The following is a 26,040-nucleotide window of genomic DNA, read 5'->3' as shown; positions in this document are numbered from 1 at the left end:
ATGACAATCTTACGGGCGTGTTTGTGCGCATTTTACTATAAGAGAGTCAAGGTCATGGACAAAACAGCAGCGCAGCTCCAGTCGCAAAAGCTGAGTTTTTTGCATAACATTCGGTTAGTTCCGCTTTTCTCCTCCATTCTGGGCGGCATTCTGCTGCTCTTTGCGCTCAGTTCCGGACTTGCAGGTTACTTCCTGCTACAGGCCGACAGCGATCAGCGTGATGTTACCGAAGAAATCCAGGTGCGAATGGGGTTATCCAACAGCTCCAACCATCTGCGGACAGCCCGTATCAACATGATCCATGCCGGGGCGGCCAGCCGCATCGCCGAAATGGAAGACATGAAGCGCAACATCGCACAGGCGGAAACGCGCATCAAACAGTCTCAGGCAGCGTTTAAAGAGTATACGGCGCGGCGGGTGAAAACCGATGCCGACGTCGCGCTCGAGGCCGAGTTGACGAAACGTTATGAAGCTTACATCGCCGGCTTACAACCGATGCTGAAATATGCCAAAAACGGCATGTTTGAAGCGATCATCAACAGCGAAAACGAGCAGGCGCGTCCGCTGGACGATGCCTACAACGAATTGCTACTGAAATCCATCTCTATCCGTACTGATCGCGCAAAGGCGCTGACAGCGCAGGCGCATTCACGTACCACGCTGGGGTTGATTTTCATGGTCGGGGCGTTTGGTCTGGCGCTGGTACTGACAGTGATGACCTTTATGGTGCTGCGCCGTACGGTGATCCGTCCGTTGCAACGTGCCGCGTATCGTATTGAGCATATTGCGCAAGGCGATCTGACGATGGCCGATGAAGCCACCGGCCGTAGTGAAATTGGCAAACTCAGCAGCGACCTGCAGGAAATGCAACGTTCACTGGTGAAAACCGTGGGTACGGTACGGCAGGGAGCGGAGGAGATCTATCGTGGTACCAGTGAAATCTCTGCGGGCAACACTGATCTGTCGTCACGCACCGAACAACAGGCCGCCGCCATCGAAGAAACGGCAGCCAGTATGGAGCAACTGACGGCGACTGTGAAGCAAAACGCCGATAACGCGCATCATGCCAGCAAGCTGGCGGAAGACGCGTCCGGGAAGGCGTCGCGCGGCGGGCAGATCGTCAACGGCGTGGTTAACACGATGGGCAGTATCTCTGCCAGTTCGCGGAAAATCTCTGAAATCACTGCGGTTATCAATAGCATCGCGTTCCAGACCAACATCCTGGCGCTCAACGCGGCGGTGGAAGCGGCACGTGCCGGGGAACAAGGGCGCGGATTTGCGGTCGTCGCCAGCGAAGTCCGTACGCTTGCCAGCCGCAGTGCGCAGGCGGCGAAAGAGATCGAAGGCTTAATCAGCGAGTCGGTCACGCTGATTGAACGTGGCTCCAGCGAAGTCGTGGCGGCGGGCACCACCATGGGCGATATCGTCGATGCGGTGAAACGCGTGACCGACATTATGCTGGAAATCGCGGCAGCGTCCGATGAGCAGAGCCGCGGCATTACGCAGGTCAGCCAGGCGATCACCGAAATGGATAACGTCACGCAGCAAAACGCCTCTCTGGTAGAAGAAGCCTCTGCGGCCGCGGCATCGCTGGAAGAGCAGGCGGCGAGACTGACGGAAGCCGTTGGCGCGTTTCGTCTGCAGGCCACCAGCGCTGTGCGCAACAGCAACACGACACCATCTGCGGTAAAACCGCTGACGCCGGCAGTGGCAAACGGAGATAACTGGGAAACGTTTTAAGCATGATGCCGGGCTTACCGCCGTAAGCCCGGCAAACGCGTTTTTTCAGACCGGCATGGATTTGCGGATGGCGCTGAGCAGCGTCTGCGCCCCCGACGACAGCGTGGTATCGACGCGGGTCAGAATGCCAATCGGTTCGCCAACGCCGTAGGGGGGTACCGGCAGGGCGGTCAGCGTTCCCTGGCGCAGATCGTCTTTTACCGCGCCGGAAGGGACAAACCACACGTAGTCAAATTCCACTGTCAGCTGACGCGACAACGATGCTGACAGGGTCTCGATACATCCTGACGGGATTTTGCAGCCCTGGCTTTGCAGCATCGCTTCGGCATTCTGCCGTGGGGTGGTGCCTTTCGGCGACACGACCACCGGCCATTCCAGCACGCGGCTGAGGGTGACGTTCTCCTGCAGTAGCGGGTGATGCGGACGCACAACCAGCTTTAGCGATTCGAGAAACAACAGTTCGTAATTTAGCCCGACCATTAACTCCGGATCGGACATTCGTCCGATCCCCAGATCAAGTTCACCGGATTTCAGCCCCGCCAGCAACATGGTGTTATTCATGGTGGCGACCTGAATAGTGATGTCTTTTTGCTGCTTATGAAACTGACCGATTACTGGCGGAAGAATGCCCAGCGCTGCCGTCGGTAGTGCGCCGATGCGCACGACATCGCTGCTCGCGCCATCTTTATTGTTAAGCGATTGTCCGGCCGTATTCAGTGCATCAAGGACTTTGACGGCATGGGTAAGAAATTGTTCGCCAACCAGCGTTAGCTGTGCGCCGAGACGCCCACGCTCGAACAGACGCGTGCCGGTAAGCTGCTCCAGTTCATTTAAGGTTTTCGACAGCGCCGGTTGACTAAGGTTAAGGGTTTCAGCCGCGCGCCCCAGTGTTCCCTGTTGAGCGACGGCGACGAAAGTATGCAAATGGCGCAAACGGATGCGCTGACTAAAGAGACCTTTTTTTTCCATAACAGAATGTTAAGAACAGAGCGATGACAGAAACAAGTAAAGTTGTTTAATTTTGATAACCTGCTAGCAAAATATTATTAACATTCGATATATTTGACTTACAAGTAAATTTTTCCAGTCACGTTATCCGCGATCACAATTTACACATTCTTCTCAACGTAATACGGCGGCCTTCTCTACACTCCAGGTAATATTCACTGGAGAAATGACATCATGGCGAACACCATCACGGCAGATGAGATTCGGGAATACTTTTCGCAGGCAATGTCAGAGATGTACCAGCAGGAAGTTCCGCAGTACGGTACGTTGCTGGAACTGGTGGCAGACGTTAATCTGGCGGTACTTGAGAACAACCCCCAACTGCATGAAAAACTGGTTAATGCTGACGAACTGGCGCGACTCAATGTAGAGCGCCACGGCGCGATCCGCGTAGGAACAAAAGATGAGCTGGCCACGCTGCGCCGTATGTTTGCCATTATGGGGATGTTCCCGGTCAGCTACTACGATCTGTCACAGGCCGGCGTACCGGTGCATTCCACGGCATTTCGTCCCGTAGACGACGCGTCGCTTGCCCGTAATCCGTTTCGTGTGTTTACTTCGCTGCTGCGCCTTGAGCTGATCGAAAACGCCGCGTTGCGTCAGCGCGCTGCTGATATTCTGGCGAAGCGCGATATCTTTACACCGCGCTGTCGTGAACTGATGACACAGCATGAAGCGCAGGGTGGATTTTCCGCCTCAGAGGCGCAGGCGTTTGTACAGGAGGCGCTGGAAACGTTCCGCTGGCACCGCCATGCGACGGTTGATCAACAAACTTATCAGGCCCTGCACGACGAACACCGGCTGATCGCTGACGTGGTTTGCTTCCCCGGTTGTCATATCAACCATCTCACGCCACGTACGCTGGATATCGATCGCGTGCAGGCGTTAATGCCGAAATACGGCATCGAACCGAAAATCCTTATTGAAGGACCGCCGCGCCGCGAAGTACCGGTGCTGCTGCGGCAGACTAGTTTTAAAGCGCTGGAAGAGCCGGTGCTGTTTTCTGGTGAACATCTGGGGACGCATACCGCCCGCTTTGGTGAGATTGAACAGCGCGGCGTGGCGCTGACGCCAAAAGGGCGGGCGCTGTACGATAAACTTCTTGGAGAAGCCGGCACGGCGAAAGATAACCTGTCGCACCAGCTTCATCTGCAGGAGGTGTTTAAAGACTTTCCCGACAGTGAAATGCTGATGCGTCGTCAGGCCCTGGCCTATTTTCGCTATCGTCTGACACCGGCAGGCGAAGCGCACCGGCAGGCGATCCATGTAGGTGACGATCCGCAGCCGCTGATTGAGCGCGGCTGGGTGGTCGCGCAACCCATCACTTATGAAGATTTTCTTCCGGTCAGCGCAGCGGGCATTTTCCAGTCAAATCTCGGCAATGAAACGCAGGCCCGCAGCCACGGCAATGCCAGCCGAATCGCCTTTGAAGAGGCACTGGGCGCGCCAGTGCTGGATGAATTCACGTTCTATCAGGAGGCGGAAGACCGCAGCAAACGACGTTGCGGTCTGCTCTGAAACAGGTAATCTGCTGAGGTGTTCAGTGAAAGGAAGACAGCATGCAGTATCCATCCACACCTCTGGCAGAGACCGCTCAGGGCCCCGTTCTGGGATTGACCGATGAAAATATTCATGTCTGGCGCGGAATTCCCTACGCCGCGCCGCCGGTCGGCCCGTTACGCTGGCGTTCCCCGCAACCGGTCGAGCCCTGGCAGACGGTGCGTGACGCCACTCAGTTTTCTGCCTCGAGCTGGCAAAATCTCGATTACTGCGTGGAACTGGGCGGCGGCGATCCGGGGTCTTTTTCTGAGGATTGCCTCTATCTCAACGTCTGGTCGCTTGCCGCGCGCCATGCGCCATTGCCGGTGATGGTCTGGCTGCACGGCGGCGGTTATACCCTCGGTGCAGGCTCGCTACCGCCTTATGACGGTAAAGCACTGGCCTCGCGTCAGGTGGTCATTGTCACGCTAAATTACCGTCTTGGCCATCTCGGTTTTTTTGCCCATCCGGCTCTGGAGGGAGAAGAGCCAGAGCGGGTGTATAATTTTGCGCTGCTCGATCAGATTGCGGCCCTGAAATGGGTACAGGAAAATATCCATGCCTTTGGTGGCGACGCCAGTAACATCACGCTGTTTGGCGAATCTGCCGGCGCCCGTAGCGTGCTGTCGTTGATGGCTTCGCCAAAAGCAGTGGGTTTATTCCATAAAGCGATTATTCAAAGCGGCTATACGCTGGCGGACACGCCGCGGGAGAAGGCGCTGGAAAAGGGTGAGCAGATCGCCGCGCATTTTGGTCTGCAAAACGCCACTGCTGACGAATTGCGTCGGATCCCTGCTGACGTGTTCTGGCCGCTGGCCGCGCCACTCAATATCGGCCCGGCGCCCATCGTCGGGGATGCGGTACTGCCGCAGCCAATGCTGGAGGTGTTCTTCGCCGGAAAGCAGCACCCGATGCCGGTGATTGTCGGTTCAAACAGCGATGAAGCCAGCGTGATGGAGGTGTTTGGCGTCGATCTCGCGGAGCAGATCCAGAAATTGCGGCGTGAGCGTCGTCTGGGGCTTGGGCTAATTAAGCTTCTTTACCCTGGCGTGAAAGGGGACGTTGAGCTGGGGCGGCAGGTGTGTCGCGATATGGCGTTCACCACGCTCGGCTATGTGGTGATGCAGGCGCAGCAGCGCGTCGGGCAACCCTGCTGGCGTTACTGGTTTGATTATGTCGCGCAGAACGAGCACCAGACCTACCTGAATGGCGCGTGGCACGGCAATGAAGTGCCGTATGTGTTTGGCACGCTGCGGCTGGCGGAACCGTCACGCCATTACGTTAACGATCATGATGTGGCATTTTCTGAACACATTGCGGATTTCTGGGTCAATTTTGCCCGTACCGCCAGCAAAACCAGCGACACGTTAAATGGCGTCATCCGCTGGCCCGCGAGCATAAGAAGGCGTGACCGCCTGCTGCGTATCGGGCTGAATAAACATGCCGGGTTTAAAGTGGAAAACCGCTTTATGCGCGCCCGCCTGGCGCTGTTCAAACGAGTGATGAAACATCACGTCACGCTGGATTAAGCAACTCATCACGAAACCGCGCCAGCCCTGCCGCCTTGTTTTGCGAATCACGGATCACCAGTCGATAGCTGGCGCCGGTTTTCACACTCAGTGCATAAGGACGCACTAAGCGCCCGCTGCGAATATCTTCCGCCACCAGCGTTTCATCGGCGATAGCCACACCAAAACCCTGTATTGCAGCGGAGATCGCCAGATCCATGGTGTCGAAGTGTTGATTTTTTTGCATAACCACTTGCGCTGACTGCGGAAAAGCAGACAGCCACAGCGACCAGTCGGTTTTATCCCGCGTCGGGTGCAGAAAGGTGACGCCGTGTAACGCCGTGTCACCAATGACGGCCTGACTTTGTACTGGTGTTAACGCTTCCTCAAACAGCAAATCCCCCGCATTCAGATGCGGTCCGAACACAATAGCGGCATCAAACGGTTCGGTCTTGAAATTCACCTGATGTTCGGTGGTGGTGGTGAGCGCCACCTGCAATTCCGGGTAGCGCTGTTCAATGGCCACCAGACGCGGCACCAGCCAGCGCATGGCGCAGGTCGGCGCTTTCAGCCGCACCACGGTTTGCTGCTGACGAGCCTGATCGGCCACCGTCACCAGTTGCCCGAAAGCGGCAAGCAGATCCGGGTAGAGGGCGCTGCCCTGAGGGGAGAGATGTAAACCCCGCGCATGTCGTTCGAACAACGGAAAGCCAAACCAGTTTTCGAGGCTGGCGATTTTGCGGCTTACAGCACCCTGTGTCAGACACAATTCTTTCGCAGCGTGGGTCAGATTCAGATGACGGGCGGTCACAAGGAAGGTTTCAACAGCATTCAGCGGCAGATCAATACGCGACATCACTGACTCCAGCTATGCAAAATAATCATGGCTATTATGACAACAATTCGTTTGTCGCTTCAAGAGGCTTCGGTTTGAATAGTTATGCATATAAAACGAGAAAGGATTGAAGATGACTGTTCGTACTCCGGTGAAAACGCGCTCTAAATTGCCAGACGTTGGTACCACTATTTTTACTGTCATAGGGCAACTCTCCGCACAACATCAGGCGATCAACCTTTCTCAGGGGGCGCCGAATTTTTCCTGCGACGCCGGGTTAATGGCCGGCGTCTCGCGGGCAATGGAAGCCGGACACAATCAGTATGCCCCCATGACCGGACTGCGCGTGCTGAAAGAACGCATTGCCGAAAAAATCGCCACGCTCTATGGCACGCAGTACGATGTCGACAGTGAAGTATTGATCACCGCCAGCGCCAGCGAAGGGCTCTATTCCGCCATCAGCGGGCTGGTTCACCCTGGTGATGAAGTTATCTATTTCGAACCATCCTTCGACAGCTATGCGCCCATCGTGCGCCTGCAGGGCGCTACGCCGGTCGCCATCAAACTGACGGTACCTGATTTCACCATTAACTGGGATGAAGTACGCGCGGCGATTACGCCAAAAACGCGGATGATCATCATTAACACGCCACATAACCCGAGTGGGCAGGTGCTGACTCGCGACGATCTCACGCAGCTCGCGGCGGTCACCCGCAATACCGATATCATTATTTTGTCTGATGAAGTTTACGAGCATGTGGTATTTGATGAACAACAGCATCATGGCATGGCGACGCACCCGCAACTGGCCGAACGTAGCGTGATTGTCTCGTCGTTCGGCAAAACCTTTCACGTCACCGGCTGGCGTGTGGGGTATTGCGTGGCGCCCGTTGAGCTTATGGATGAGATCTGCAAGGTGCACCAGTTTCTGATGTTTTCTGCTGATACGCCCATGCAGTATGCGTTTGCCGAGCATATGAACGATCCGCAGACCTGGCTTTCGCTGGCAGCGTTTTATCAGCGTAAGCGCGACCTGTTGCAGACCCTGCTGGCGGATTCCCCGTTCCACCTGCTGCCGAGTGCGGGCTCGTTTTTTATACTGGCCGATTATCACCACTTCAGCGACGAGAGCGACAGCGATATGGTGAAACGACTGATTACCGAGTGTGGCGTTGCCACCATCCCACTGTCGGCGTTTTATACCGATGGTACGGATAACAAACTGATTCGCCTCTCTTTTGCTAAAGATGAGGCAACATTGCGGGCCGGTGCGCAGGCGCTGTGTCGCGTGAAGCCGCGTTAAGGAGCATAAGCCATGAAGATCAAAGCACTGTTACTTATTCTGGGGATGTTCAGCGTTTACTCATCATTTGCCGCCACTGAACTGCGCTATGGCGTGGAAGCCGAGTACCCGCCGTTTGAGAGTAAAAACGCGGCAGGGGAGCTGGAAGGGTTTGATATTGAGCTCGGCAAAGCGATTTGCCAGGCCGCTTCACTGAAATGCAGCTGGGTGGAATCGTCTTTTGATGCGTTGATCCCGGGGCTGGTGGCAAAGAAATTTGACGCCATTAACTCGGCGATGAACATCACCGAGCAGCGCCGCAAGAGCATCGATTTTACCCAGCCCATCTACCGTATTCCATCGCAACTGGTCGGTAAAGCCGGGGATGGTATGGAAGCGACGCCGGAAGGGCTGAAAGGTAAAACCATCGGCGTATTGCAGGGGTCGATTCAGGAAACCTATGCCAAAGAGCACTGGGAAGCCCACGGCGTCACGGTGGTGTCATACAAAGATCAGAACATGGCATGGGCAGATTTGCTGAACGGCAGGATTGATGCCTCGCTGGTGATGTCTGCCGCAGGACAGGCAGGATTCCTCAGCAAACCACAGGGGAAGGGATTCGGATTCATCGGCAAGCCGGTATCGGATGACACCATTCTTGGTAGCGGTATCGGTTTTGGCCTGCGTCAGGGTGACGACGCGACAAAAGCACAGCTCAACGCGGCAATCGATAAGGTGCGTGCTGACGGGACGATCACCACGCTGGCGGCTAAATACTTTCCGGGTATTGATGTCAGCGTAAAATAAAAATGCTGTGCCAGAACATTGACCCCTGCTGATGATGTCAGGCAGGGGTTTTTTTATACATAAATTTACCTCCGTTTCGGCTGATTCTGGTCGACAACAGTTTTTTCTGCCTTTGCGCGCTTTTTCTGCCGTCAACAATTGGATTATCAATCATTTTTGTCTAGAGTGAGCGACATTCACGACGCATCTGTTTGCCGCTGTTGCGCATCAATTGACATGATAAAAGGACGCTTTCTCAGGCATGAACCGCAGACGTTTTTTAAAATCTTCCATGGCTGTGGCCGCCGTTGCGGGCACCTCCGGAGTCGCATCGCTTTTCACTAACGCCGCCTGGGCTGAAGAGTCGGACATCGCCGACGGTCAGACGCGTCGTTTTGATTACAACGTGCTGCAATCCATGGCGCACGATCTGTCCCGCCAGCCATGGGGTGGTCCGCCGCGCGCCCTGCCTGAGACGCTGGCAACCATGACGCCGCAGGCTTATAACAGCATTCAGTATGACGCTGCGCAATCGCTGTGGAACAACGTTGAAGCCCGCAAGCTGGATGTCCAGTTCTTTCATGTCGGCATGGGGTTCCGTCGTCGTGTACGCATGTTTTCGCTGGATTCACAGACCCAGCAGGCACGGGAGATTCATTTCCGCCCTGAATTGTTCCAGTACAACGACGCGGGAGTTGATACGAAACAACTGGAAGGGCAGACCGACCTCGGTTTTGCCGGGTTCCGCGCCTTTAAGGCGCCGGAGCTGGCCCGCCGTGACATTGTCTCCTTCCTCGGCGCCAGTTATTTCCGCGCGGTCGACAGCACGTATCAGTATGGCTTGTCTGCCCGCGGTCTGGCGGTAGATACCTTTACCGACACGCCGGAAGAGTTCCCGGATTTCACTTCGTTCTGGTTTGAAACCGTCAAGCCAGGCGCAACGACCTTCACTGTCTACGCGCTGCTCGACAGCCCGAGCGTCACCGGGGCGTATAAGTTCGTGATCAACTGCGAAGAGAGTCAGGTGATCATGGACGTTGAAAACCACGTCTATGCGCGCAAAGACATCAAACAGCTCGGCATTGCACCGATGACCAGCATGTTCAGTTGCGGCAATAACGAACGCCGCACCTGCGATACCATCCACCCGCAAATCCACGATTCTGACCGCCTTGCGATGTGGCTCGGTAATGGCGAGTGGATCTGCCGCCCGCTGAATAACCCGCAAAAGCTGCAGTTCAATGCGTTTCAGGATAAAAACCCCAAAGGATTTGGCCTGTTGCAACTTGATCGCGACTTCAGCCATTATCAGGACGTGATGGGCTGGTACAATAAACGCCCGAGCCTGTGGGTTGAACCGCGTAACGCGTGGGGTAAAGGCGCCGTCGGGCTGATGGAGATCCCGACCACCGGCGAAACGCTTGATAACATTGTTTGCTTCTGGACACCGGAAAAACCTGTCAAAGCGGGCGACGAACTGGACTTTAAATATCGCCTTTACTGGAGCGCGATGCCGCCGGTACGTTCCCCGCTGGCGCGCGTGCTGGCGACCCGCACCGGCATGGGCGGCTTCCCGGAAGGCTGGGCGCCGGGCGAACATTTCCCGGATAAATGGGCGCGTCGCTTTGCCATTGACTTCGTCGGCGGTGATCTTAACGCCTCTGCGCCGAAAGGCATTGAGCCTGTGATCACGCTCTCCAGTGGTGAAGCGAAGCAGGTCGAAATTCTTTATGTACAACCGTTCGACGGGTATCGCATCTTGTTTGACTGGTATCCGACCTCCGATTCCACCGAACCCGTGGAAATGCGTATGTTCCTGCGTTGTCAGGGCGAGGCGATCAGCGAAACCTGGCTGTATCAGTATTTCCCGCCTGCGCCGGACAAGCGAAACTATGTTGATGATCGCGTGATGCGGTAATCCACCCACGCCCCGCCAGACGCACTGGTGGGGCGCCCATGATTGCAAAGGGAGTGGCGATGGCGACAACCCCCGATGTTTTTATTCCCGTCAATGACCGACTGTCGCTGCGTGCGATCGACGAGCGTTTCGTACCGGAACTGCATCAGCTGGTACTGAAAAATCAGGCGTGGCTGCAACACTCCCTGAACTGGGTTAAAGACGTAACCGATGAAAACGCCACGCGCCAGCATGCGCAGGGAAACGTCATGCTACATCAGCGCGGCTACGCCAAAATGTTTCTGATCTTTGACGGTGAAGAAATGGTGGGGGTGTTGTCCTTCAATCAGATTGAGCCGCTGAACAAAACAGGTTATATCGGCTACTGGATTGACGAGGCGCATCAGGGGCAGGGCATCCTGTCGCAGGCATTACAGGCGTTTATTCATTTCTACAGCCAGCGCGGCGATGTGCGGCGGTTTGTCATCAAATGCCGGGTGGCGAATGCGCCGAGCAACCGGGTGGCGCAACGCAACGGTTTCGTGCTGGAAGGCTGCCTGAGGCAGGCGGAATTCCTCAACGGTGAATATCACGATCAGAATATCTACGCACGCATTGTCGATCCCGCCTCAAAGTGATCCCAGCAGTGGCGTACGGGTAATGCGCTGGTCGCCACTGATCACCTTTTGCCCGCGCAGGTGAATCTGCTCGCCATCAAAAGTTTCGATAACCGCATCGCCGCTGATGTCGACCTCGTGCTCAATAATCACATCGCCGCGAATGCGTGCGCGCCCATGAATCATCACATTATCATCCAGCAGCAACGGGCCGCCCTGTAACCAGGCATGGCCGCCAATTCGCACGCGTTGTTTCAGCACGCAATTCCCTTCCACCACGGCGTCGTCGGTCACGACTGCGCCGTAACGCAGGGTGGGGATCGCATCCTCGCCGCGACCGGCGATGATCCGCGCATGACCCGAAACGCTGGCGCAGTCGCAGATCCAGACGTTATTTTCTTCATTACCTTCAATACGCGCGCTGCCAAATATCTCCGCCCGGTGTTCGACAAACGCCTGATTGACAAAAACGTCGCCATAAATTTGTGCCTGATGCACAATCCGCGACCGGCTGACGATGGCGCGCTCGTAGATTTGCAGTATTTTTTCCGCGTCCGGCGTCAGTCCTCTGGCGGCAATAATCTCGCAGTGTTGCAGTATGCAGGCGTCGCCGAACAGATGACATTTACCACGGATTTGCGACGCCTGAACGGTGACATTGTCACTTATTTGTGCCTGATGACTGACGGCACAGGTATCAAGCAGACGGGCGTTATCTTCAATCCGCGCCCCGGCGAAGACCACGCTGTCGCTATTGTAGATCCAGCAATGGCCCTGTTGGCTGAGGGCGGATTCGTCGTCTATCCAGCCGCCTGTTGTGCCAGCGGTGACGTCAGCAAAATCGCGCAGGGCGATGATCTGTCGTAGTGTTACGGTGCGGGTTTCCCCGTTTTCCGGGTAATGATGCTGGCGGGTTTCATCGCTGAGGCGGTATTTGTTCATCACGGTTGCTCGTCACTGTCGGTTAACATAAACGTAGCAAAGATCTCCGTAGCGTGTTTTTGAAGGTTTATTTAAAATGCATCTTAAACGAATTGAAAAATCAGAAGGGAAGGATTAACCATGACCTGCGACGAAAACTACTTTACCGACAAATATGGCCTGACGAAAACCCACTCAGAAGTGCTGCACGCCGCAACCATTGTGCCGCCGGGCAAAACGCTTGACCTGGGGTGCGGCAACGGGCGCAACAGTCTTTATCTGGCGGCCAACGGGTATGACGTCACCGCGTGGGACAAAAATCCGATGAGCATTAATAATCTGGAGACGATTCGTCAGGAAGAGGGGCTGGATAATCTGCTTACTGCGATTAAGGATCTTAATAGCCTTAACTTTGACGGGGAATATGATTTTATTCTTTCGACGGTAGTGCTGATGTTTCTGGAAGCAAACACCATTCCGGGTCTGATTAATAATATGCAGCGCTGTACCAGAGTCGGTGGATATAACCTGATTGTAGCGGCAATGGATACGGACGATTATCCCTGCACTGTCGGTTTCCCGTTCGCGTTTAAACCGCATGAGCTGAGTAATTATTATACTGGTTGGGAATTGCTCAAATACAACGAAGAGGTAGGAGAATTACACCGCACTGATGCTGAAGGCAATCGCATTAAGCTGCGCTTCGCCACCATGCTGGCGCGTAAAACCGCCTGACCCTGCATTCAGCCCATCTGACGATGGGCGTTATTTTTTTCATTATTTTGATCTTCCCCGTTTATTGCTACAACAAACCCCCCGGTCGTTTGCTATAACTACGTTGCACTCATGCATTTCAAGGGATTTCTACATGCGTACTAAAGCGTTATTAAGCGTAGCTGTTATTACAGCTATGATGGCGTTGACCGGTTGTGCGTCAAAAATTGCTCAGCCTGATAAGTATTCCGGTTTTCTGAAAGACTATTCCAATCTGAAGGAGACGACCTCCGCTTCCGGTAAACCGGAATTACGCTGGATCGATCCTGATTACAACCCGAATAATTACGATAACGTCGTCTTTAACCCGATCGTTTATTATCCGGTGCCAAAACCGAATACACAGATTGCTCAGAAAGCACTGGATCAAATCCGTAATTACACGAACACGCAACTGAAACAGGCGATCGCCGAGCGCAAACCGCTGGCAATAACCCCCGGACCGCGCAGTCTGATTTTCCGTGGCGCAATCACCGGGGTGGATTCCAGCAAAGAAGGGCTGCAATTCTATGAAGTCATCCCTGTCGCGATGGTGGTGGCGGGAACACAAATGGCGACCGGCCATCGGACCATGGACACTAACCTCTATTTTGAAGGGGAGTTGATCGACGCGAAAACCAATAAGCCGGTGATCAAAGTGGTGCGTAAAGGTGAAGGCAAAGAGCTGGCGAATGAAAACACGCCGTTGACTGTCGATACGCTGAAACAGGTGATCGATGATATGGCGATCGACGCAGTGAAATTTGACCCGAATAACAAATAATATGGCAAGCGCCATCTGCGGATGGCGCTGCATTCATCAGGCGGTTTTACCGTGTAACCCTCGCGGGCGAAACCAGGTTTCCGGTCGGGCAAACATCACCAGATTCCCCACCAGAATTAACGCCAGGCCAAAGACGGCGTTCAGATGCCAGACATATCCCTCATAAAAACGTCGAAATGGTCAGCGCCACCAGCGGGAACAGCAAAGTACTGTAGGCGGCATTGCTGGCACCGATACGCCCGACCAGAGTGAAATAGGCGCCGAAAGCCACCACCGATCCCAGCAACGCCAGATACAGCAACGCACCCATATAGCTGAACGTCCACTGCGGGGTGAAATCGTCACCGCGGATCAGGGCAATGGCTCCCATGACCAACGTGCCATACAGCATCGCCCAGCTGTTGGTGGTCAGGGTTTCCAGACCACGGCGCTGGTGGCGCAGGCTCAACATGTTGCCCAGCGAAAAGCCATAGGTTCCCAGCGCGCTCAATGCGATGCCGAACAGCAGCGAAGTATTAACGCCGCTGGCCAGCAGATCGTCCCAGAACAGCGTCACAATCCCGGTCAGCCCCAGCAGCGCCGCCAGATAAAAGCGCCGCGGCGGTTGCTGGCGAAAAAAAAGAAAACTGTTGATGGCGTTGAACAGCACCGCCATGGAGAAAATCACTGATTCCAGACCCGTGTTGATGTACGCCGCCGCAGTATAAAAACACCAGAAGTTAAAGCAAAACACGCAGCATCCTTGCAACAGGCAAAAAAGATGATCGCGAAAGCTCAGACGACGCAGGCGGCGCAGGGCGACCAACACCACCAGCATCGTGACGCTGGCGACCGCGAAGCGCCAGAAGATAGACACTGGCGCAGGCACCGGACCTTGCTGCAGAAAAATGGCAATCCATGTCGTTCCCCAGATAACGACGACCAGCGCATACAATAAGACATTCATGTTTTTTTCTCTCGTGTAACAACCTGCTGTCAGTCTGACGAAGAACACGCAAATGCGCTGTCATCCGTCTGCGTCTGACTTGCAAATTCTTGCGGTTTTTCTGCCGGGCGTCGCTCACAACACTGGCAACGGGCGCTGACTCTTCATAGACTGGAGGTCTGATCCATCGATTTAACGGTTGTTATGTCTCACGCTTACAGTACCTTTGAAACGCTATGTAAACAGAACGCCATCCTGCGGGACACGGTGTCGCTGAACTCTGGTATTCAACTGGCCTCCTGGTACAACAAGCATGACACCGTCACTGTCCAGAGCGATCACCACACCCTGAGCCTGTACGTAGCTGACGGCTACGAAAGCTATCAGAAAACGCCCGGCGGCTGGAAAAACGGCGGCGGCCCGGATCGTTTTTGCCTGATGCCGAAAGAGAGCGAAACGACGTGGGATATTCGTGATGATCTGTCGTTCGTGCATCTGTACTGTACAGATGCACACCTGCGCGATACCGCCGAGAAAATATGGGATCGCAGCCCGGCGGTGCTGACGCTGGATGAGAAAATTTTTGCCGATGACGCCAGAATCACTGCGGTCTATCGTCAGTTTCTGCTTGGTTGCGACTGGCAGCAGCAGGCTAATCAGCTGATGCTCAGCAGCGCCAGTACGCTGTTACTGACGCATCTCATCCAGCACTACTCCAGCGTGCAATGGCGGTTGCCGACAGTAACCGGCGGACTGGCACCGTTTGTGCTGCGCAATACGCTGGCCTATATCGAAGAGCATCTGTCACAACCGCTGACGCTGGCCGCGCTGGCGCAGGAAGCGGCGCTCAGCGAGTACCACTTCGCACGGATGTTCCGCCAGTCAATGCAGATGGCGCCGCACCAGTATGTGATGCAGCGGCGAATGGAAAAAGCGCAGGAACTGGTGCGCCATTCGACGATGACACTGACCGAAATCGCGCTGGCTTGCGGGTTCAGCTCTGCCAGTCACTTCAGCAACCGCTTTCGTAGCGTGACTGGCAAAACCCCGTCACAGTTACGCGCGGCGGCGCAATGACAGCACGGCGTAGCACAGTCCGCCGAGCAATAATCCCCAGAAAGGCGAACTAATCCCGACGAGTGTCATGCCGCTGGCGGTCACCAGAAAGGTGACAATCGCCGCGTCACGCTCATTCTCCTGCGCCAGAGCCTGCACCAGACTGCCGCTGAGCGTACTGAGCAGTGCCAGCCCGGCCAGCATCTGGATCCACGCCACCGGCAGCGCACCCATCAGCGCCGTAATCGAGCCGCCAAAGATCCCCGCCAGCAGATAAAACACACCTGCTGTCGCCGAGGCGCGCCAGCGTTGTTTGGGATCGGGATGGGCGTCCGGGCTCTGACAAATGGCAGCGGTGATGGCTGCGATACAAATGGAATAGACGCCAAACGGTGACAGCAGCAGCGCCAGACCTCCGGTAAAAATAATCAGCGGCGAAACTGGCACCGGATAACCGCCCGCCTGCAGTGTGGCAAATCCAGGCGCGTTTTGTGACGCCATCGTCACCAGAAAAAAGGGGATCCCGACGCTCAGCAACAGCGATGGCGTAAACTGCGGGGCAATAAATTCAGGCATTACCACGGCAAAAGAGAGCGGTGCGGAGGCGATTTTCCCTTGCAGCAACGCCACGGCACAGCCCGCGAGCAACGCGACGATCACCGCATAACGCGGGGCGAGCGCTTTCCCCACCAGCCACGCCAGTAACATACTGCCGCACAGCAGAAGATGTTGCTGCAGGCTGACAAACGCCTGCAGGCCGAAACGCAACAGGATCCCGGCGAGCATTGCGGTTGCCAGCGAATGGGGGATCACTTTCATCAGCCGCGCAAATAACCCCGTGACGCCGCACAATACGATCAGCGCATTGGCGAAGATAAATACCCCGACAGCCTCCGACAGCGTGACATTTTCCAGGCCGCTGACCAGCAGTGCAGCACCCGGTGTTGACCAGGCTGTCAGCACCGGCGTTTTGCGCCATAAGGTCAGCGCCAGCGTGCTGATCCCCATCGCCAGACCCAGAGCGGTCATCCAGCCTGCGATTTGCACTGGCGTGGCCTGGGCTGCAGCGGCAGCCTGCCAGATGATTGCCGCTGAACTGGCATAGCCCACCAGCACCGCGACAAAGCCGGACATGAGCGTGGGAAAGGGAAGTGCGCTACGCATAAAAACTCCTCGTGCGTTATAACGTCCGTTGCAATGTAACATTGTGCGTTATAACGCACAAGTGCTACACTGCCGCAAAAGGAGAGGCGATGGATCTAACACAGCACTTATCTGCGACCCTGAAATTGCTGCGCCAGCAGCGTGGCTGGAGCCTGTCGCGTCTGGCGGAGGAAACAGGCGTATCGAAGGCGATGCTCGGTCAGATCGAGCGTAACGAATCGAGCCCGACGGTGGCGACGCTGTGGAAAATCGCCACCGGGTTGAACGTGCCGTTTTCGGCTTTTATTACGCCGCCGCAGTCGGATGTTCCGCCGGTATTCGATCCACAGCAGCAGGCGATGGTCGTCACGCCGGTTTTCCCGTGGGATCCGGTGTTGTGTTTCGATCACTTCTCGATCACCCTCGCGCCCGGCGCGCTGAGCGAATCGACGCCGCATGAAGCGGGCGTTATTGAGCATGTGGTGGTGATTTCCGGCACGCTGGACATGTGTATAAACGGCGTCTGGCAGTCGCTCTCAGCAGGTGAAGGATTGCGCTTCGCCGGGGATACTCCGCATGCTTATCGCAATAGCACGGCCTCGACGACACATTTTCATTCGCTTATCCACTACCCAAAATCGTGCTGAGCGGGCGGAAAACGTTTTCGTCCGGGCGCGCTTCTGACTACAATAGCCGCCATTTCGACCTTAACGGATAACGACGATTACATGCGCCTGCAAACCTCCCATCTTGAACTGCTCAGCCCGGCCCGTGACGCGGCGATCGCCCGCGAAGCCATCCTTCATGGTGCCGATGCCGTTTATATCGGCGGACCGGGTTTTGGTGCCCGTCATAACGCCAGCAACAGCCTGCGCGATATCGCGGAGCTGGTGCCGTTTGCCCGGCGCTATGGCGCAAAAGTGTTCGTCACCCTGAACACCATCCTTCATGATGATGAACTGGAACCGGCTCAGCGGCTGATTACCGATCTCTATCAGACTGGCGTGGATGCGCTGATCGTGCAGGATATGGGGATCCTCGAACTCGATATTCCACCCATCGAACTGCATGCCAGCACCCAGTGTGATATCCGCAGTGTTGAAAAAGCGAAATTTCTCGCTGACGTTGGTTTCACGCAAATTGTGCTGGCGCGTGAGCTGAATCTTGAACAAATCCGTGCCATTCATGCCGCGACCGACGCTACCATTGAGTTCTTTATTCACGGCGCGCTGTGTGTGGCTTATTCCGGACAGTGCTACATTTCGCATGCCCAGACCGGGCGCAGCGCCAACCGTGGTGACTGTTCGCAGGCCTGCCGATTACCCTATACCTTAAAAGACGATCAGGGCCGCGTGGTGTCGTTCGAAAAACACCTCCTGTCGATGAAAGACAACGATCAGACCGCCAACCTTGGCGCGCTGATCGACGCCGGTGTGCGCTCGTTCAAAATTGAAGGGCGCTACAAAGACATGAGCTACGTGAAGAACATCACCGCGCACTATCGACAGATGCTGGACGCCATTATTGAAGATCGTGGCGATCTGGCGCGTGCCTCTGCCGGGCGTACAGAGCATTTCTTTGTTCCGTCGACCGACAAAACCTTCCATCGCGGCAGCACAGATTACTTCGTTAATGCCCGCAAAGGGGATATCGGCGCCTTTGATTCGCCGAAATTTATTGGCTTGCCAGTGGGCGAAGTGCTGAAGGTGGCGAAAGACTACCTCGACGTAGAAGTGACGGAACCACTGGCAAACGGCGACGGGCTCAATGTGATGATCAAACGTGAAGTCGTCGGTTTTCGCGCCAATACGGTAGAGAAAACCGGTGAAAATCGTTATCGCGTCTGGCCGAACGAAATGCCTGCCGATCTGCATAAAGCCCGTGCGCATCAGGCGCTGAACCGCAATCTTGACCACAACTGGCAGCAGGCGTTGCTGAAAACGTCCAGCGAGCGCCGTGTGGCGGTCGATATTGAACTGGGTGGCTGGCAGGAGCAGCTCATTCTGACGCTGACCAGTGAAGAGGGGGTCAGCGTCACCCATACCCTCGATGGCAATTTCGAGGAAGCTACCAACGCCGAAAAAGCGATGAACAGCCTGCATGATGGGGTCGCAAAACTGGGGCAGACTATCTACTACGCTCGCGACGTGAGTATTACCCTGCCAGGCGCACTGTTTGTACCGAACAGTCTGCTGAACCAGCTACGTCGCGAAACGGTAGAAAAACTCGACGAGGCGCGTCTGGCTAATTATCAACGCGGCAGCCGCAAGCCGGTCTCCGTGCCGCCGCCGGTATTCCCGGAAACCCATCTTAGTTTCCTCGCTAACGTCTACAACCACAAAGCGCGTGAGTTTTATCATCGCTACGGCGTGCAACTGATCGACGCGGCCTATGAAGCCCACGAGGAAAAGGGCGATGTGCCGGTGATGATCACCAAACACTGCCTGCGGTTTGCCTTTAATCTGTGTCCGAAGCAGGCGAAGGGGAACATCAAAAGCTGGCGTGCCACGCCGATGCAACTGGTGCACGGTGATGAAGTGCTGACGCTGCGCTTTGACTGCCGCCCCTGTGAAATGCATGTGGTGGGAAAAATCAAAAACCACATCCTGAAGCTGCCGCAGCCAGGCAGTATTGTGGCCTCCGTGAGCCCGGACGAACTGATGAAAACCCTGCCGAAGCGCAATCGCTAATGGGATACGCCAGGGGGAAATCTCCCCCTGGTTTTCAGGATTTAAACCCGGCCGCGTTCATCAACAGGCGAAAAACGCTCCCGGCGACAGCCAGTGTCAGCACGCCTGCGCCCCAGAAAACAACCAACCAGAACAGCCGTTTCAGTAACGATTGCTGCATCAGTGATACCCCTCGCCATGTTGTACTTTTCCGCGAAACACGTAGTAACTCCAGAAGGTGTAAACCAGAGTTATCGGGATGATCAGCAGCGCGCCGATCAGCATAAAACCCTGACTTTGCGGTGGGGCGGCGGCCTGCCAGAGTGTAATGTCCGGCGGGATCAGATGCGGCCAGATGCTGATGTCCAGCCCGCTAAAACCGAGGAAAATCAGCCCCAGCGTCAGTAAAAAAGGTGAGGTGTGATGCGCCGGGTTTGCCAGCACCCGCCACAGCCAGACGCTCAGGGCGACCACCAGTAAAGGCACGGGGGCGAGAAAGCACAGATTTGGCAGGCTGAACCAGCGTGCGGCGATCGCGTTATGCGCCAGTGGCGTCCAGAGGCTGATGATGACAATCACCGCCAGTAGCGCCAGCAGTAACTTTTTCGCCGCGATGCGCATCTTCGCCTGCAACGGGTTTTCGCTTTTCATCACCAGCCAGGTAGCGCCGAGCAGGGCATAGGCAACCACCAGACCCACGCCACAAAACAGTGTAAACGGTGTCAGCCAGTCAAACGGACCCCCGCTATAAGTGCGATCAGTCACCGGAAAGCCATTCAGCACTGCACCGACCACTACGCCCTGGCTGAAGGTGGCGAGCAGGGAGCCGCCAATAAACGCCTTATCCCAGAACGGGCGGTGTGACGGCGTGGCTTTGAAACGAAACTCAAAGGCGACGCCACGGAAGATAAGACCAATTAACATCAGCGTCAGTGGAATGGTCAGCGCGTCGACGATCACCGCGTAAGCCAGTGGAAATGCGCCAAACAACCCGGCGCCGCCGAGCACCAGCCAGGTTTCGTTGCCGTCCCATACGGGCGCTACGCTGTTGACCATCACATCGCGATCCGCCGGGTCCTGTGTCAATGGAAAAAGCACGCCGATACCGAGATCAAAGCCGTCCATGACGATGTACATCAGGGTGGCAAAAACGATGATCACAAACCAGATAACAGAGAGATCGATACCCATCAGCGGCGCTCCTCAGCAGGAAAAGATTCAACGACAGCAGAAAGCGGACGTGCCGGGGTACCCGAGGTGTCCGGGTCATCATCCTGTGGTCCTTTGCGGATCAGGCGGATCATGTAGCTGTAACCGACACCAAACACAGCACCGTAGACAACAAAGAAGGCGAGCAGGCTGATGCTCATATGCAGGTCGCCATGGGCAGAGACCGCATCGGCGGTGCGTTGCAGGCCGTATACCACCCATGGCTGACGACCCACTTCAGTGGTGACCCATCCGGCGAGGATCGCAATCAGACCCGACGGCCCCATCCACAGCGCAAAGCGCAGGAAAGGGCGCGAATCGTACAACCGCTGTTTTTTGCGCAGCCACAGCGCGGCAATACCGAGCAGGATCATTAACATGCCAAGCCCGGCCATGAGGCGGAACGACCAGAATACGATGGTGGAATTTGGCCGATCTTCTGCGGGAAATTCTTTCAGTGCCGGAACCTGCTTGTCCAGGCTGTGAGTGAGGATCAGGCTGCCGAGAGCGGGGATCTCCAGCCCGTAACGGGTACGCTCCTGAGCCATATCCGGCCAGCCGAACAGCAGCAGCGGCGTCGGCTCACCCGGCACGTTTTCCCAGTGGCCTTCGATAGCGGCGATTTTGGCTGGCTGATGTTCAAGCGTATTCAGACCATGCATATCGCCAATCAAGGCCTGCAATGGCGCGACAATCAGCGTCATCCACAGCGCCATGGAGAACATCGCGCGGATGGCGGGCGTATTGTTGTCGCGCAGCAGATGCCACGCTGCTGAGGCGGCAACAAACAGTGCGCTGCTCAGGAACGCCGCCGTGAACATATGCAACAGGCGGTACGGGAAAGACGGATTAAACACCACGGCAAACCAGTCGACCGGCACCACCTGACCATTGACGATCTCAAACCCTTGTGGCGTCTGCATCCAGCTGTTCGACGCGAGGATCCAGAAGGTGGAAATAATGGTGCCCAGCGCCACCATGCAGGTAGAGAGAAAGTGCAGACCGGGGCCGACCTTGTGCCAGCCGAACAGCATCACGCCGAGAAAACCGGCCTCGAGAAAAAACGCTGTCAGCACTTCATAGGTCAGTAGCGGGCCGGTAATGCTGCCGGCAAACTGTGAAAACCCACTCCAGTTGGTGCCGAACTGATAAGCCATTACCAGACCAGACACCACGCCCATGCCGAAGTTAACTGCAAAGATTTTCGACCAGAAATGGTACAGCGAACGCCATACCGGATTTTTAGTTTTCAGCCACAATCCCTCCAGCACCGCCAGATAGCTGGCAAGGCCGATGGTGATGGCGGGAAAGATAATGTGGAAGGAAACTGTGAACGCAAACTGGATCCTTGCCAGATGAAACGCATCAAGACCGAACATGCAGTACTCCGCAGTATAAATTGATTCAGCGCAATTTTAGGATTCTGTGAAAATGAGTTACAGAAACAGATCGGATTTATTAATACATAACAGTTATTGAAAACTTATCATTTATACGTTCTGATATAGGAAAATCTCCTTCACCTGGAACCCGTCATGAAAAAATACCAGCGTCTCGCGCAGCAAATCACCGAACAGATTGAGCTTGGCGTGTGGGAACCCGGTGACCGTTTACCGTCGCTGCGGGAGCAGGTGGTGAGCAGCGGGATGAGTTTTATGACCGTCGGGCATGCCTATCAGTTGCTGGAAAGCCAGGGGCGGATTATCGCCCGACCACAGTCAGGTTATTACGTTGCGCCGCGTCCTGTTCGCCAGCCGCTTTCCGCGCCACCGGAACAGGTGATGCGCGATGAGTCTGTCGACATCAACACCTACATTTTTGAAGTGCTGCAGGCGAGTCGCGATGCGTCCGTGCTGCCGTTTGCCTCGGCGTTTCCCGATCCGCGACTCTTTCCCTTACAGCAACTCAACCGATCACTGGCGCAAGTGAGCAAAACGGCGACGGCGATGAGCGTGATTGAAAACCTGCCGCCAGGCAATGCCGAGCTGCGTCATGCCATTGCCCGCCGGTATGCATTGCAGGGGATGAACATTTCGCCGGACGAGATTGTGATCACCGCCGGAGCGCTGGAAGCGCTTAATCTCAGTCTGCAGGCGGTGACTGAGCCGGGTGACTGGGTGATTGTCGAGAATCCGTGCTTCTATGGCGCATTACAGGCGCTGGAGCGTCTGAAGCTCAAGGCACTATCGGTGGCGTCTGATGTGAAAGACGGGATCGACATGGACGCGCTGGCCCAGGCGCTACGGGATTACCCGGTGAAAGCCTGCTGGCTGATGACCAACAGCCAGAACCCGCTCGGTTTCACGCTCCCGGCGGAGAAAAAAGCACAACTGATTGCGTTACTGACGGCGCATAACGTGATGCTGATTGAAGATGACGTCTACAGCGAATTGTATTTCGGTCGCGAGAAGCCGTTACCGGCAAAAGCCTGGGATCACAACGATATGACGCTGCACTGCAGCTCGTTTTCGAAATGTCTGGTGCCGGGGTTCCGCATTGGCTGGGTCGCCGCAGGCAGACACGCGCGTCGCATCCAGCATCTGCAACTGATGAGTACATTGTCGACCAGCTCGCCGATGCAACTGGCGTTGGTGGATTACTTAGCCACCAAACGCTATGACGCCCATCTGCGCCGTTTACGCCGACAGCTTGCCGAGCGAAAACAGCAGGCCTGGCAGTCGTTACTGCGGCATTTGCCCGCCGAAGTGAAAATCCACCATAACGACAGCGGTTACTTTCTCTGGCTGGAATTGCCCGCCGGGATCGACGCGGGTGAGCTGAGCGCGAAAGCGTTGGCGCAGCATATCAGTATCGCGCCGGGCAAAATGTTTTCCACGACTAACAGCTGGGCATCGTTTTTCCGTTTTAATACCGCCTGGGGCTGGGACGCGCGTGAGGAAAATGCGGTGAAGGTGCTGGGGACATTGATCCGCGAGCTTATCAAAAAATAGCGCCTGCGAAGGCAGGCGCTGGTAGGTTGCGATTACGCAGTAACAATCGGGGGTTCTTCAAACGCGGTCAGCTTCGGTGCTTCGCCTTTGTATTTTTCAGCGTAGACCAGCGAGGTGTTACCCGCGCAGCCGTTCGCCAGGCGTGACGTTGGAATATCCGCCGTCAGCACGTTAGCGCCACCGTTTTTACAGATCCCGTTTTCAATGTCCGGCCAGGCGCCTTCATGGATGCAGATCACGCCTTGCTTGATGCCATCGCTGACGCGGGCGCCGACCAGCACCTGTCCACGGGCGTTCCAGACACGGACCAGATCGCCGTCAGCGATGCCTCTGGCTTTCGCATCTTCTGGATGGATGGTGACCGGTTCACGGTTTGCTACCGCATACTCTTTACGCAGCGCGGCATAGTTCAGCTGGCTGTGCAGACGATGGGCCGGGTGGGCGGTCAACAGTTGCAGTTGATCTTTATCCGCAGTGCCTTTCCACTCATCAGGCGCAAGCCAGGTCGCGTGCGGCGGGCAGTCTTTGTAATTGAACCCCTCGATGGTTTTTGAGTAGATTTCAATCTTACCGCTTGGTGTACCAAGCGCGTTCATGACCGGATCACGGCGGAAATCAGCGTAGCGAACGTACTTCTCGTTTTTCTCATTCTTACGCATTTCGATCAGTTTGTTCTGTTGCCAGAAAGCGTTGAACTGCGGCATCGCCACACGTTGCGCACGGGCCGCTTTTTGCGCCTCATCATAGAACTGCTTCAGCCAGCCCATCTCGTCTTTGCCTTCGGTGTAAACCGCTTTACCGCCTGCCTTGAGCATTTCGGCCAGATCAGCAAACACGTCGAAGTCGTTACGGGATTCGAACTGCGGCGGTACGGCCTGTTTCATCGGCACCAGGTGCTGGTTACTGTAGTCACCGGTCATGGTCAGGTCGTTACGCTCGAACGAGGTGGTGATCGGCAGAACGATGTCCGCATGTTTGGCTGCCGCCGTCCAGTAGCTTTCGGAAATTACCACCAGTTCCGGTTTCTGCCAGGCTTTGATCAGACGGTTGGTATCCTGATGATGGGTAAAGTTGCCGCCGCCTGCCCACCAGATCATTTTGATATCCGGGAAGGTCTGCTCTTTACCGTTGTGTTGGTATTTGCCGCCCGGGTTTTCCAGCGCCTCGACGATACGCGCCACCGGAATACTGGTGACAGCGTCGGACACGGCCCAGTCGTTACCGGCAGAAGAACCGCCTGCGATTTGTGCGGAAATCGCGGGCAGTACGCCGCCAACGCGGGTCGGGTTACCGCCGTTGGAGTAGTGGTAGGTGAAGCCAAAACCACCGCCTTCTGTACCGATCTGACCGAGCATTGCCGCCAGGGTGACCAGCATCCAGTGACGCTGTTCGCCATATTGCTGGCGCTGAATGCCCCAGCCCGCCATCAGCATGGTTTTGTTGCCAGCGAAGATGTCTGCCAGTTTTTCAATTTGTTCAGCGGGTACGCCGCTGATGCTCGCCGCCCATTCGGCAGTTTTTTCTGTCTTGTCGGTTTTACCGAGCAGATACTCTTCAAACTGCGGATAACCGGTGGTGTACTTGTCGAGGAAGGCTTTGTCGTGCAGCCCCTTTTTCACCAGTGTATGGGCGATACCGAGCATCATGGCCACGTCGGTGCCCATGTTCGGCGCAATCCAGGTGGCGCTGTCACCAAAGAACTCGATGGTTTCGGAACGCATCGGGTCAATGGCGATGACACTCTTGCCCGATTTTTTCAGCAAATGGAAATATTCCAGCCCTTGTTCGTCGGTGCTGCTCCAGGCAATTTTCAGTGTGTTGAGTGGGTTCATGCCCCACAGCACCACGACCTGGCTGTGCTCAAGGATCATCGGCCACGTGGTCGGTTGTTCGTAGACTTCTACGGATCCCAGTACGTAGGGGAGGATCACCTGTGCAGCGCCAGTGGAGTAGTCGCCAGTGTGTCCGGCATAGCCGCCAGCCATACTCATATAGCGCTGCAACAGGGTCTGTGCTTTATGCAGCACGCCGCTGGAGCGCCAGCCGTAGGACCCGGCGAAAATAGAAGAGGGGCCATAGCTGCTGCGAATCCGGCTGTGTTGCTCGTGAATGAGTTTCAGCGCCTGATCCCAGCTGACGCGAACGAACGGATCGTTCCCGCGTTTACCATCGGCTTTTCCCGGGTTTTCCAGATAACTTTTGCGCACCATCGGATATTTAATACGCGCGGTAGTGTGTACCTGATCCGGGGCGGTCTGTTGCAGTGAGTTCGGAACGGTTTTCGGCAGTGCGCCTTTAGAGGAAACGATTTTTCCGTCCTTGACCTCGACATACATGGCACCCCAACGCCCTGCGGTCAGAATAGCGCCGCCTGCCGGACCTTCTGCCCAGGCTGGCATTGGAATGGCGGAGGTAAT

21 protein-coding genes and 1 pseudogene are annotated in these 26,040 nt (G+C 55.8%); 13 read left to right on the top strand and 9 right to left on the bottom strand.

Annotated features, from left to right (window positions below):
- The first annotated feature begins 54 nt into the window (after nucleotides 1–54).
- A complete protein-coding gene (locus GTGU_RS03180; RefSeq protein ID WP_038154185.1) occupies nucleotides 55–1,740 on the top strand; it encodes a methyl-accepting chemotaxis protein in 1,686 nt (561 codons plus the stop codon).
- 45 nt (nucleotides 1,741–1,785) lie between these two features.
- Here GTGU_RS03180 and GTGU_RS03175 read toward each other — a convergent pair whose 3' ends face one another.
- Nucleotides 1,786–2,709: a LysR substrate-binding domain-containing protein gene (locus GTGU_RS03175; RefSeq protein WP_038154184.1), complete on the bottom strand. Its 924-nt coding sequence runs from the start codon at nucleotides 2,707–2,709 to the stop codon at nucleotides 1,786–1,788.
- 213 nt (nucleotides 2,710–2,922) lie between these two features.
- On the opposite strand from GTGU_RS03175, the gene hglS reads away from it, so the two are divergent.
- Nucleotides 2,923–4,266 carry a 2-oxoadipate dioxygenase/decarboxylase HglS gene (gene hglS / locus GTGU_RS03170; RefSeq protein ID WP_038154182.1) on the top strand — a complete coding sequence of 448 codons (1,344 nt, stop codon included), beginning with the start codon at nucleotides 2,923–2,925 and terminating at the stop codon, nucleotides 4,264–4,266.
- Between the two features lie 41 nt (nucleotides 4,267–4,307).
- Complete coding sequence (locus GTGU_RS03165; RefSeq protein WP_038154181.1) at nucleotides 4,308–5,816, top strand: carboxylesterase/lipase family protein; 1,509 nt, start codon at nucleotides 4,308–4,310, stop codon at nucleotides 5,814–5,816.
- On the opposite strand, the gene GTGU_RS03160 is transcribed toward GTGU_RS03165, so the two are convergent.
- Nucleotides 5,803–6,651: a LysR substrate-binding domain-containing protein gene (locus tag GTGU_RS03160; protein ID WP_038154180.1), complete on the bottom strand. Its 849-nt coding sequence runs from the start codon at nucleotides 6,649–6,651 to the stop codon at nucleotides 5,803–5,805. The genes GTGU_RS03165 and GTGU_RS03160 overlap by 14 nt on opposite strands.
- 112 nt (nucleotides 6,652–6,763) lie before the next feature.
- On the opposite strand from GTGU_RS03160, the gene GTGU_RS03155 reads away from it, so the two are divergent.
- The 4 genes from GTGU_RS03155 to rimL all read left to right on the top strand — a co-directional run bounded on the left by GTGU_RS03155 (nucleotide 6,764) and on the right by rimL (nucleotide 11,233).
- The gene (locus tag GTGU_RS03155; protein ID WP_038154179.1) at nucleotides 6,764–7,933 is read left to right on the top strand and encodes a pyridoxal phosphate-dependent aminotransferase; all 1,170 of its coding nucleotides are present in this window, start codon (nucleotides 6,764–6,766) and stop codon (nucleotides 7,931–7,933) included.
- Nucleotides 7,934–7,945: 12 nt separating this feature from the next.
- Nucleotides 7,946–8,719, top strand: coding sequence for an ABC transporter substrate-binding protein (locus GTGU_RS03150; protein WP_038154178.1), 774 nt, complete (start codon nucleotides 7,946–7,948; stop codon nucleotides 8,717–8,719).
- Nucleotides 8,720–8,960: 241 nt separating this feature from the next.
- Nucleotides 8,961–10,616 carry a glucan biosynthesis protein D gene (locus GTGU_RS03145; protein ID WP_038154177.1) on the top strand — a complete coding sequence of 552 codons (1,656 nt, stop codon included), beginning with the start codon at nucleotides 8,961–8,963 and terminating at the stop codon, nucleotides 10,614–10,616.
- A 38-nt stretch (nucleotides 10,617–10,654) separates the two neighbouring features.
- Nucleotides 10,655–11,233, top strand: coding sequence for a 50S ribosomal protein L7/L12-serine acetyltransferase (gene rimL / locus GTGU_RS03140; RefSeq protein WP_051857287.1), 579 nt, complete (start codon nucleotides 10,655–10,657; stop codon nucleotides 11,231–11,233).
- Here rimL and ydcK read toward each other — a convergent pair.
- The gene (gene ydcK, locus GTGU_RS03135; RefSeq protein ID WP_038154174.1) at nucleotides 11,225–12,154 is read right to left on the bottom strand and encodes a YdcK family protein; all 930 of its coding nucleotides are present in this window, start codon (nucleotides 12,152–12,154) and stop codon (nucleotides 11,225–11,227) included. The two genes, rimL and ydcK, sit on opposite strands and share 9 nt — an antisense overlap.
- Before the next feature lie 120 nt (nucleotides 12,155–12,274).
- Here ydcK and tehB point away from each other — a divergent pair, with 120 nt between their 5' ends.
- Together tehB and GTGU_RS03125 are read left to right on the top strand one after the other, a co-directional pair.
- Nucleotides 12,275–12,868 carry a tellurite resistance methyltransferase TehB gene (gene tehB / locus GTGU_RS03130; RefSeq protein WP_038154173.1) on the top strand — a complete coding sequence of 198 codons (594 nt, stop codon included), beginning with the start codon at nucleotides 12,275–12,277 and terminating at the stop codon, nucleotides 12,866–12,868.
- 133 nt (nucleotides 12,869–13,001) lie between these two features.
- Complete coding sequence (locus GTGU_RS03125; RefSeq protein ID WP_038154172.1) at nucleotides 13,002–13,670, top strand: DUF3313 domain-containing protein; 669 nt, start codon at nucleotides 13,002–13,004, stop codon at nucleotides 13,668–13,670.
- A gap of 36 nt (nucleotides 13,671–13,706) precedes the next feature.
- Here GTGU_RS03125 and GTGU_RS03120 read toward each other — a convergent pair.
- Nucleotides 13,707–14,616 (bottom strand): annotated as a pseudogene (locus tag GTGU_RS03120) (DMT family transporter).
- Nucleotides 14,617–14,799: 183 nt separating this feature from the next.
- On the opposite strand from GTGU_RS03120, the gene GTGU_RS03115 reads away from it, so the two are divergent.
- Entirely contained in the window at nucleotides 14,800–15,672 is an 873-nt protein-coding gene (locus tag GTGU_RS03115; protein WP_038154171.1) for a helix-turn-helix transcriptional regulator, read from the top strand.
- On the opposite strand, the gene GTGU_RS03110 is transcribed toward GTGU_RS03115, so the two are convergent.
- The gene (locus tag GTGU_RS03110; protein ID WP_038154169.1) at nucleotides 15,652–16,815 is read right to left on the bottom strand and encodes a benzoate/H(+) symporter BenE family transporter; all 1,164 of its coding nucleotides are present in this window, start codon (nucleotides 16,813–16,815) and stop codon (nucleotides 15,652–15,654) included. The two genes, GTGU_RS03115 and GTGU_RS03110, sit on opposite strands and share 21 nt — an antisense overlap.
- Nucleotides 16,816–16,904: 89 nt before the next feature.
- Here GTGU_RS03110 and GTGU_RS03105 point away from each other — a divergent pair, with 89 nt between their 5' ends.
- Together GTGU_RS03105 and GTGU_RS03100 are read left to right on the top strand one after the other, a co-directional pair.
- Nucleotides 16,905–17,441, top strand: coding sequence for a helix-turn-helix domain-containing protein (locus GTGU_RS03105; protein WP_038154167.1), 537 nt, complete (start codon nucleotides 16,905–16,907; stop codon nucleotides 17,439–17,441).
- Nucleotides 17,442–17,522: 81 nt separating this feature from the next.
- Nucleotides 17,523–19,484 carry a peptidase U32 family protein gene (locus GTGU_RS03100; RefSeq protein WP_038154166.1) on the top strand — a complete coding sequence of 654 codons (1,962 nt, stop codon included), beginning with the start codon at nucleotides 17,523–17,525 and terminating at the stop codon, nucleotides 19,482–19,484.
- A gap of 34 nt (nucleotides 19,485–19,518) precedes the next feature.
- On the opposite strand, the gene GTGU_RS24275 is transcribed toward GTGU_RS03100, so the two are convergent.
- From GTGU_RS24275 to GTGU_RS03090, 3 genes are read right to left on the bottom strand one after another with little or no spacing between them, the layout of a single operon-like run.
- On the bottom strand, nucleotides 19,519–19,644 hold the full coding sequence (locus GTGU_RS24275; RefSeq protein ID WP_072011896.1) for a DUF2474 domain-containing protein: 126 nt from the start codon (nucleotides 19,642–19,644) through the stop codon (nucleotides 19,519–19,521).
- On the bottom strand, nucleotides 19,644–20,654 hold the full coding sequence (cydB, locus tag GTGU_RS03095; protein WP_038154165.1) for a cytochrome d ubiquinol oxidase subunit II: 1,011 nt from the start codon (nucleotides 20,652–20,654) through the stop codon (nucleotides 19,644–19,646). The genes GTGU_RS24275 and cydB overlap by 1 nt, the downstream gene beginning before the upstream one ends.
- The gene (locus GTGU_RS03090) at nucleotides 20,654–22,051 is read right to left on the bottom strand and encodes a cytochrome ubiquinol oxidase subunit I (protein ID WP_038154164.1); all 1,398 of its coding nucleotides are present in this window, start codon (nucleotides 22,049–22,051) and stop codon (nucleotides 20,654–20,656) included. Before GTGU_RS03090 ends, cydB begins: the two co-directional genes overlap by 1 nt.
- A gap of 156 nt (nucleotides 22,052–22,207) precedes the next feature.
- On the opposite strand from GTGU_RS03090, the gene GTGU_RS03085 reads away from it, so the two are divergent.
- Entirely contained in the window at nucleotides 22,208–23,623 is a 1,416-nt protein-coding gene (locus GTGU_RS03085; RefSeq protein ID WP_038154163.1) for an aminotransferase-like domain-containing protein, read from the top strand.
- Nucleotides 23,624–23,655: 32 nt separating this feature from the next.
- Here the strand turns inward: GTGU_RS03085 and GTGU_RS03080 are convergent.
- On the bottom strand, nucleotides 23,656–26,040 hold a 2,385-nt coding region (locus tag GTGU_RS03080; protein WP_051857286.1), incomplete at its 5' end, for a molybdopterin guanine dinucleotide-containing S/N-oxide reductase.

It is taken from the genome of Trabulsiella guamensis ATCC 49490 (genome assembly GCF_000734965.1).
GTDB classification, from domain to species: Bacteria; Pseudomonadota; Gammaproteobacteria; order Enterobacterales; family Enterobacteriaceae; genus Trabulsiella; species Trabulsiella guamensis.
Note: the sequence above shows the minus strand (reverse complement) of the source record. Positions and strands in the feature narration are given on the sequence as shown.

What these genes read in the sequence shown, in the direction of transcription:
- GTGU_RS03145 (WP_038154177.1), top strand. Translation starts at nt 8,961, where the DNA reads ATGAACCGCAGACGTTTTTTAAAATCTTCCATGGCTGTGGCCGCCGTT.
- GTGU_RS03175 (WP_038154184.1), bottom strand. Translation starts at nt 2,709, where the DNA reads ATGGAAAAAAAAGGTCTCTTTAGTCAGCGCATCCGTTTGCGCCATTTG.
- GTGU_RS03155 (WP_038154179.1), top strand. Translation starts at nt 6,764, where the DNA reads ATGACTGTTCGTACTCCGGTGAAAACGCGCTCTAAATTGCCAGACGTT.
- GTGU_RS03160 (WP_038154180.1), bottom strand. Translation starts at nt 6,651, where the DNA reads ATGTCGCGTATTGATCTGCCGCTGAATGCTGTTGAAACCTTCCTTGTG.
- GTGU_RS03180 (WP_038154185.1), top strand. Translation starts at nt 55, where the DNA reads ATGGACAAAACAGCAGCGCAGCTCCAGTCGCAAAAGCTGAGTTTTTTG.
- ydcK (WP_038154174.1), bottom strand. Translation starts at nt 12,154, where the DNA reads ATGAACAAATACCGCCTCAGCGATGAAACCCGCCAGCATCATTACCCG.
- GTGU_RS03105 (WP_038154167.1), top strand. Translation starts at nt 16,905, where the DNA reads ATGGATCTAACACAGCACTTATCTGCGACCCTGAAATTGCTGCGCCAG.
- GTGU_RS03085 (WP_038154163.1), top strand. Translation starts at nt 22,208, where the DNA reads ATGAAAAAATACCAGCGTCTCGCGCAGCAAATCACCGAACAGATTGAG.
- rimL (WP_051857287.1), top strand. Translation starts at nt 10,655, where the DNA reads ATGATTGCAAAGGGAGTGGCGATGGCGACAACCCCCGATGTTTTTATT.
- GTGU_RS03165 (WP_038154181.1), top strand. Translation starts at nt 4,308, where the DNA reads ATGCAGTATCCATCCACACCTCTGGCAGAGACCGCTCAGGGCCCCGTT.
- GTGU_RS24275 (WP_072011896.1), bottom strand. Translation starts at nt 19,644, where the DNA reads ATGCAGCAATCGTTACTGAAACGGCTGTTCTGGTTGGTTGTTTTCTGG.
- tehB (WP_038154173.1), top strand. Translation starts at nt 12,275, where the DNA reads ATGACCTGCGACGAAAACTACTTTACCGACAAATATGGCCTGACGAAA.
- hglS (WP_038154182.1), top strand. Translation starts at nt 2,923, where the DNA reads ATGGCGAACACCATCACGGCAGATGAGATTCGGGAATACTTTTCGCAG.
- GTGU_RS03115 (WP_038154171.1), top strand. Translation starts at nt 14,800, where the DNA reads ATGTCTCACGCTTACAGTACCTTTGAAACGCTATGTAAACAGAACGCC.
- GTGU_RS03090 (WP_038154164.1), bottom strand. Translation starts at nt 22,051, where the DNA reads ATGTTCGGTCTTGATGCGTTTCATCTGGCAAGGATCCAGTTTGCGTTC.
- GTGU_RS03125 (WP_038154172.1), top strand. Translation starts at nt 13,002, where the DNA reads ATGCGTACTAAAGCGTTATTAAGCGTAGCTGTTATTACAGCTATGATG.
- GTGU_RS03110 (WP_038154169.1), bottom strand. Translation starts at nt 16,815, where the DNA reads ATGCGTAGCGCACTTCCCTTTCCCACGCTCATGTCCGGCTTTGTCGCG.
- GTGU_RS03100 (WP_038154166.1), top strand. Translation starts at nt 17,523, where the DNA reads ATGCGCCTGCAAACCTCCCATCTTGAACTGCTCAGCCCGGCCCGTGAC.
- cydB (WP_038154165.1), bottom strand. Translation starts at nt 20,654, where the DNA reads ATGGGTATCGATCTCTCTGTTATCTGGTTTGTGATCATCGTTTTTGCC.
- GTGU_RS03150 (WP_038154178.1), top strand. Translation starts at nt 7,946, where the DNA reads ATGAAGATCAAAGCACTGTTACTTATTCTGGGGATGTTCAGCGTTTAC.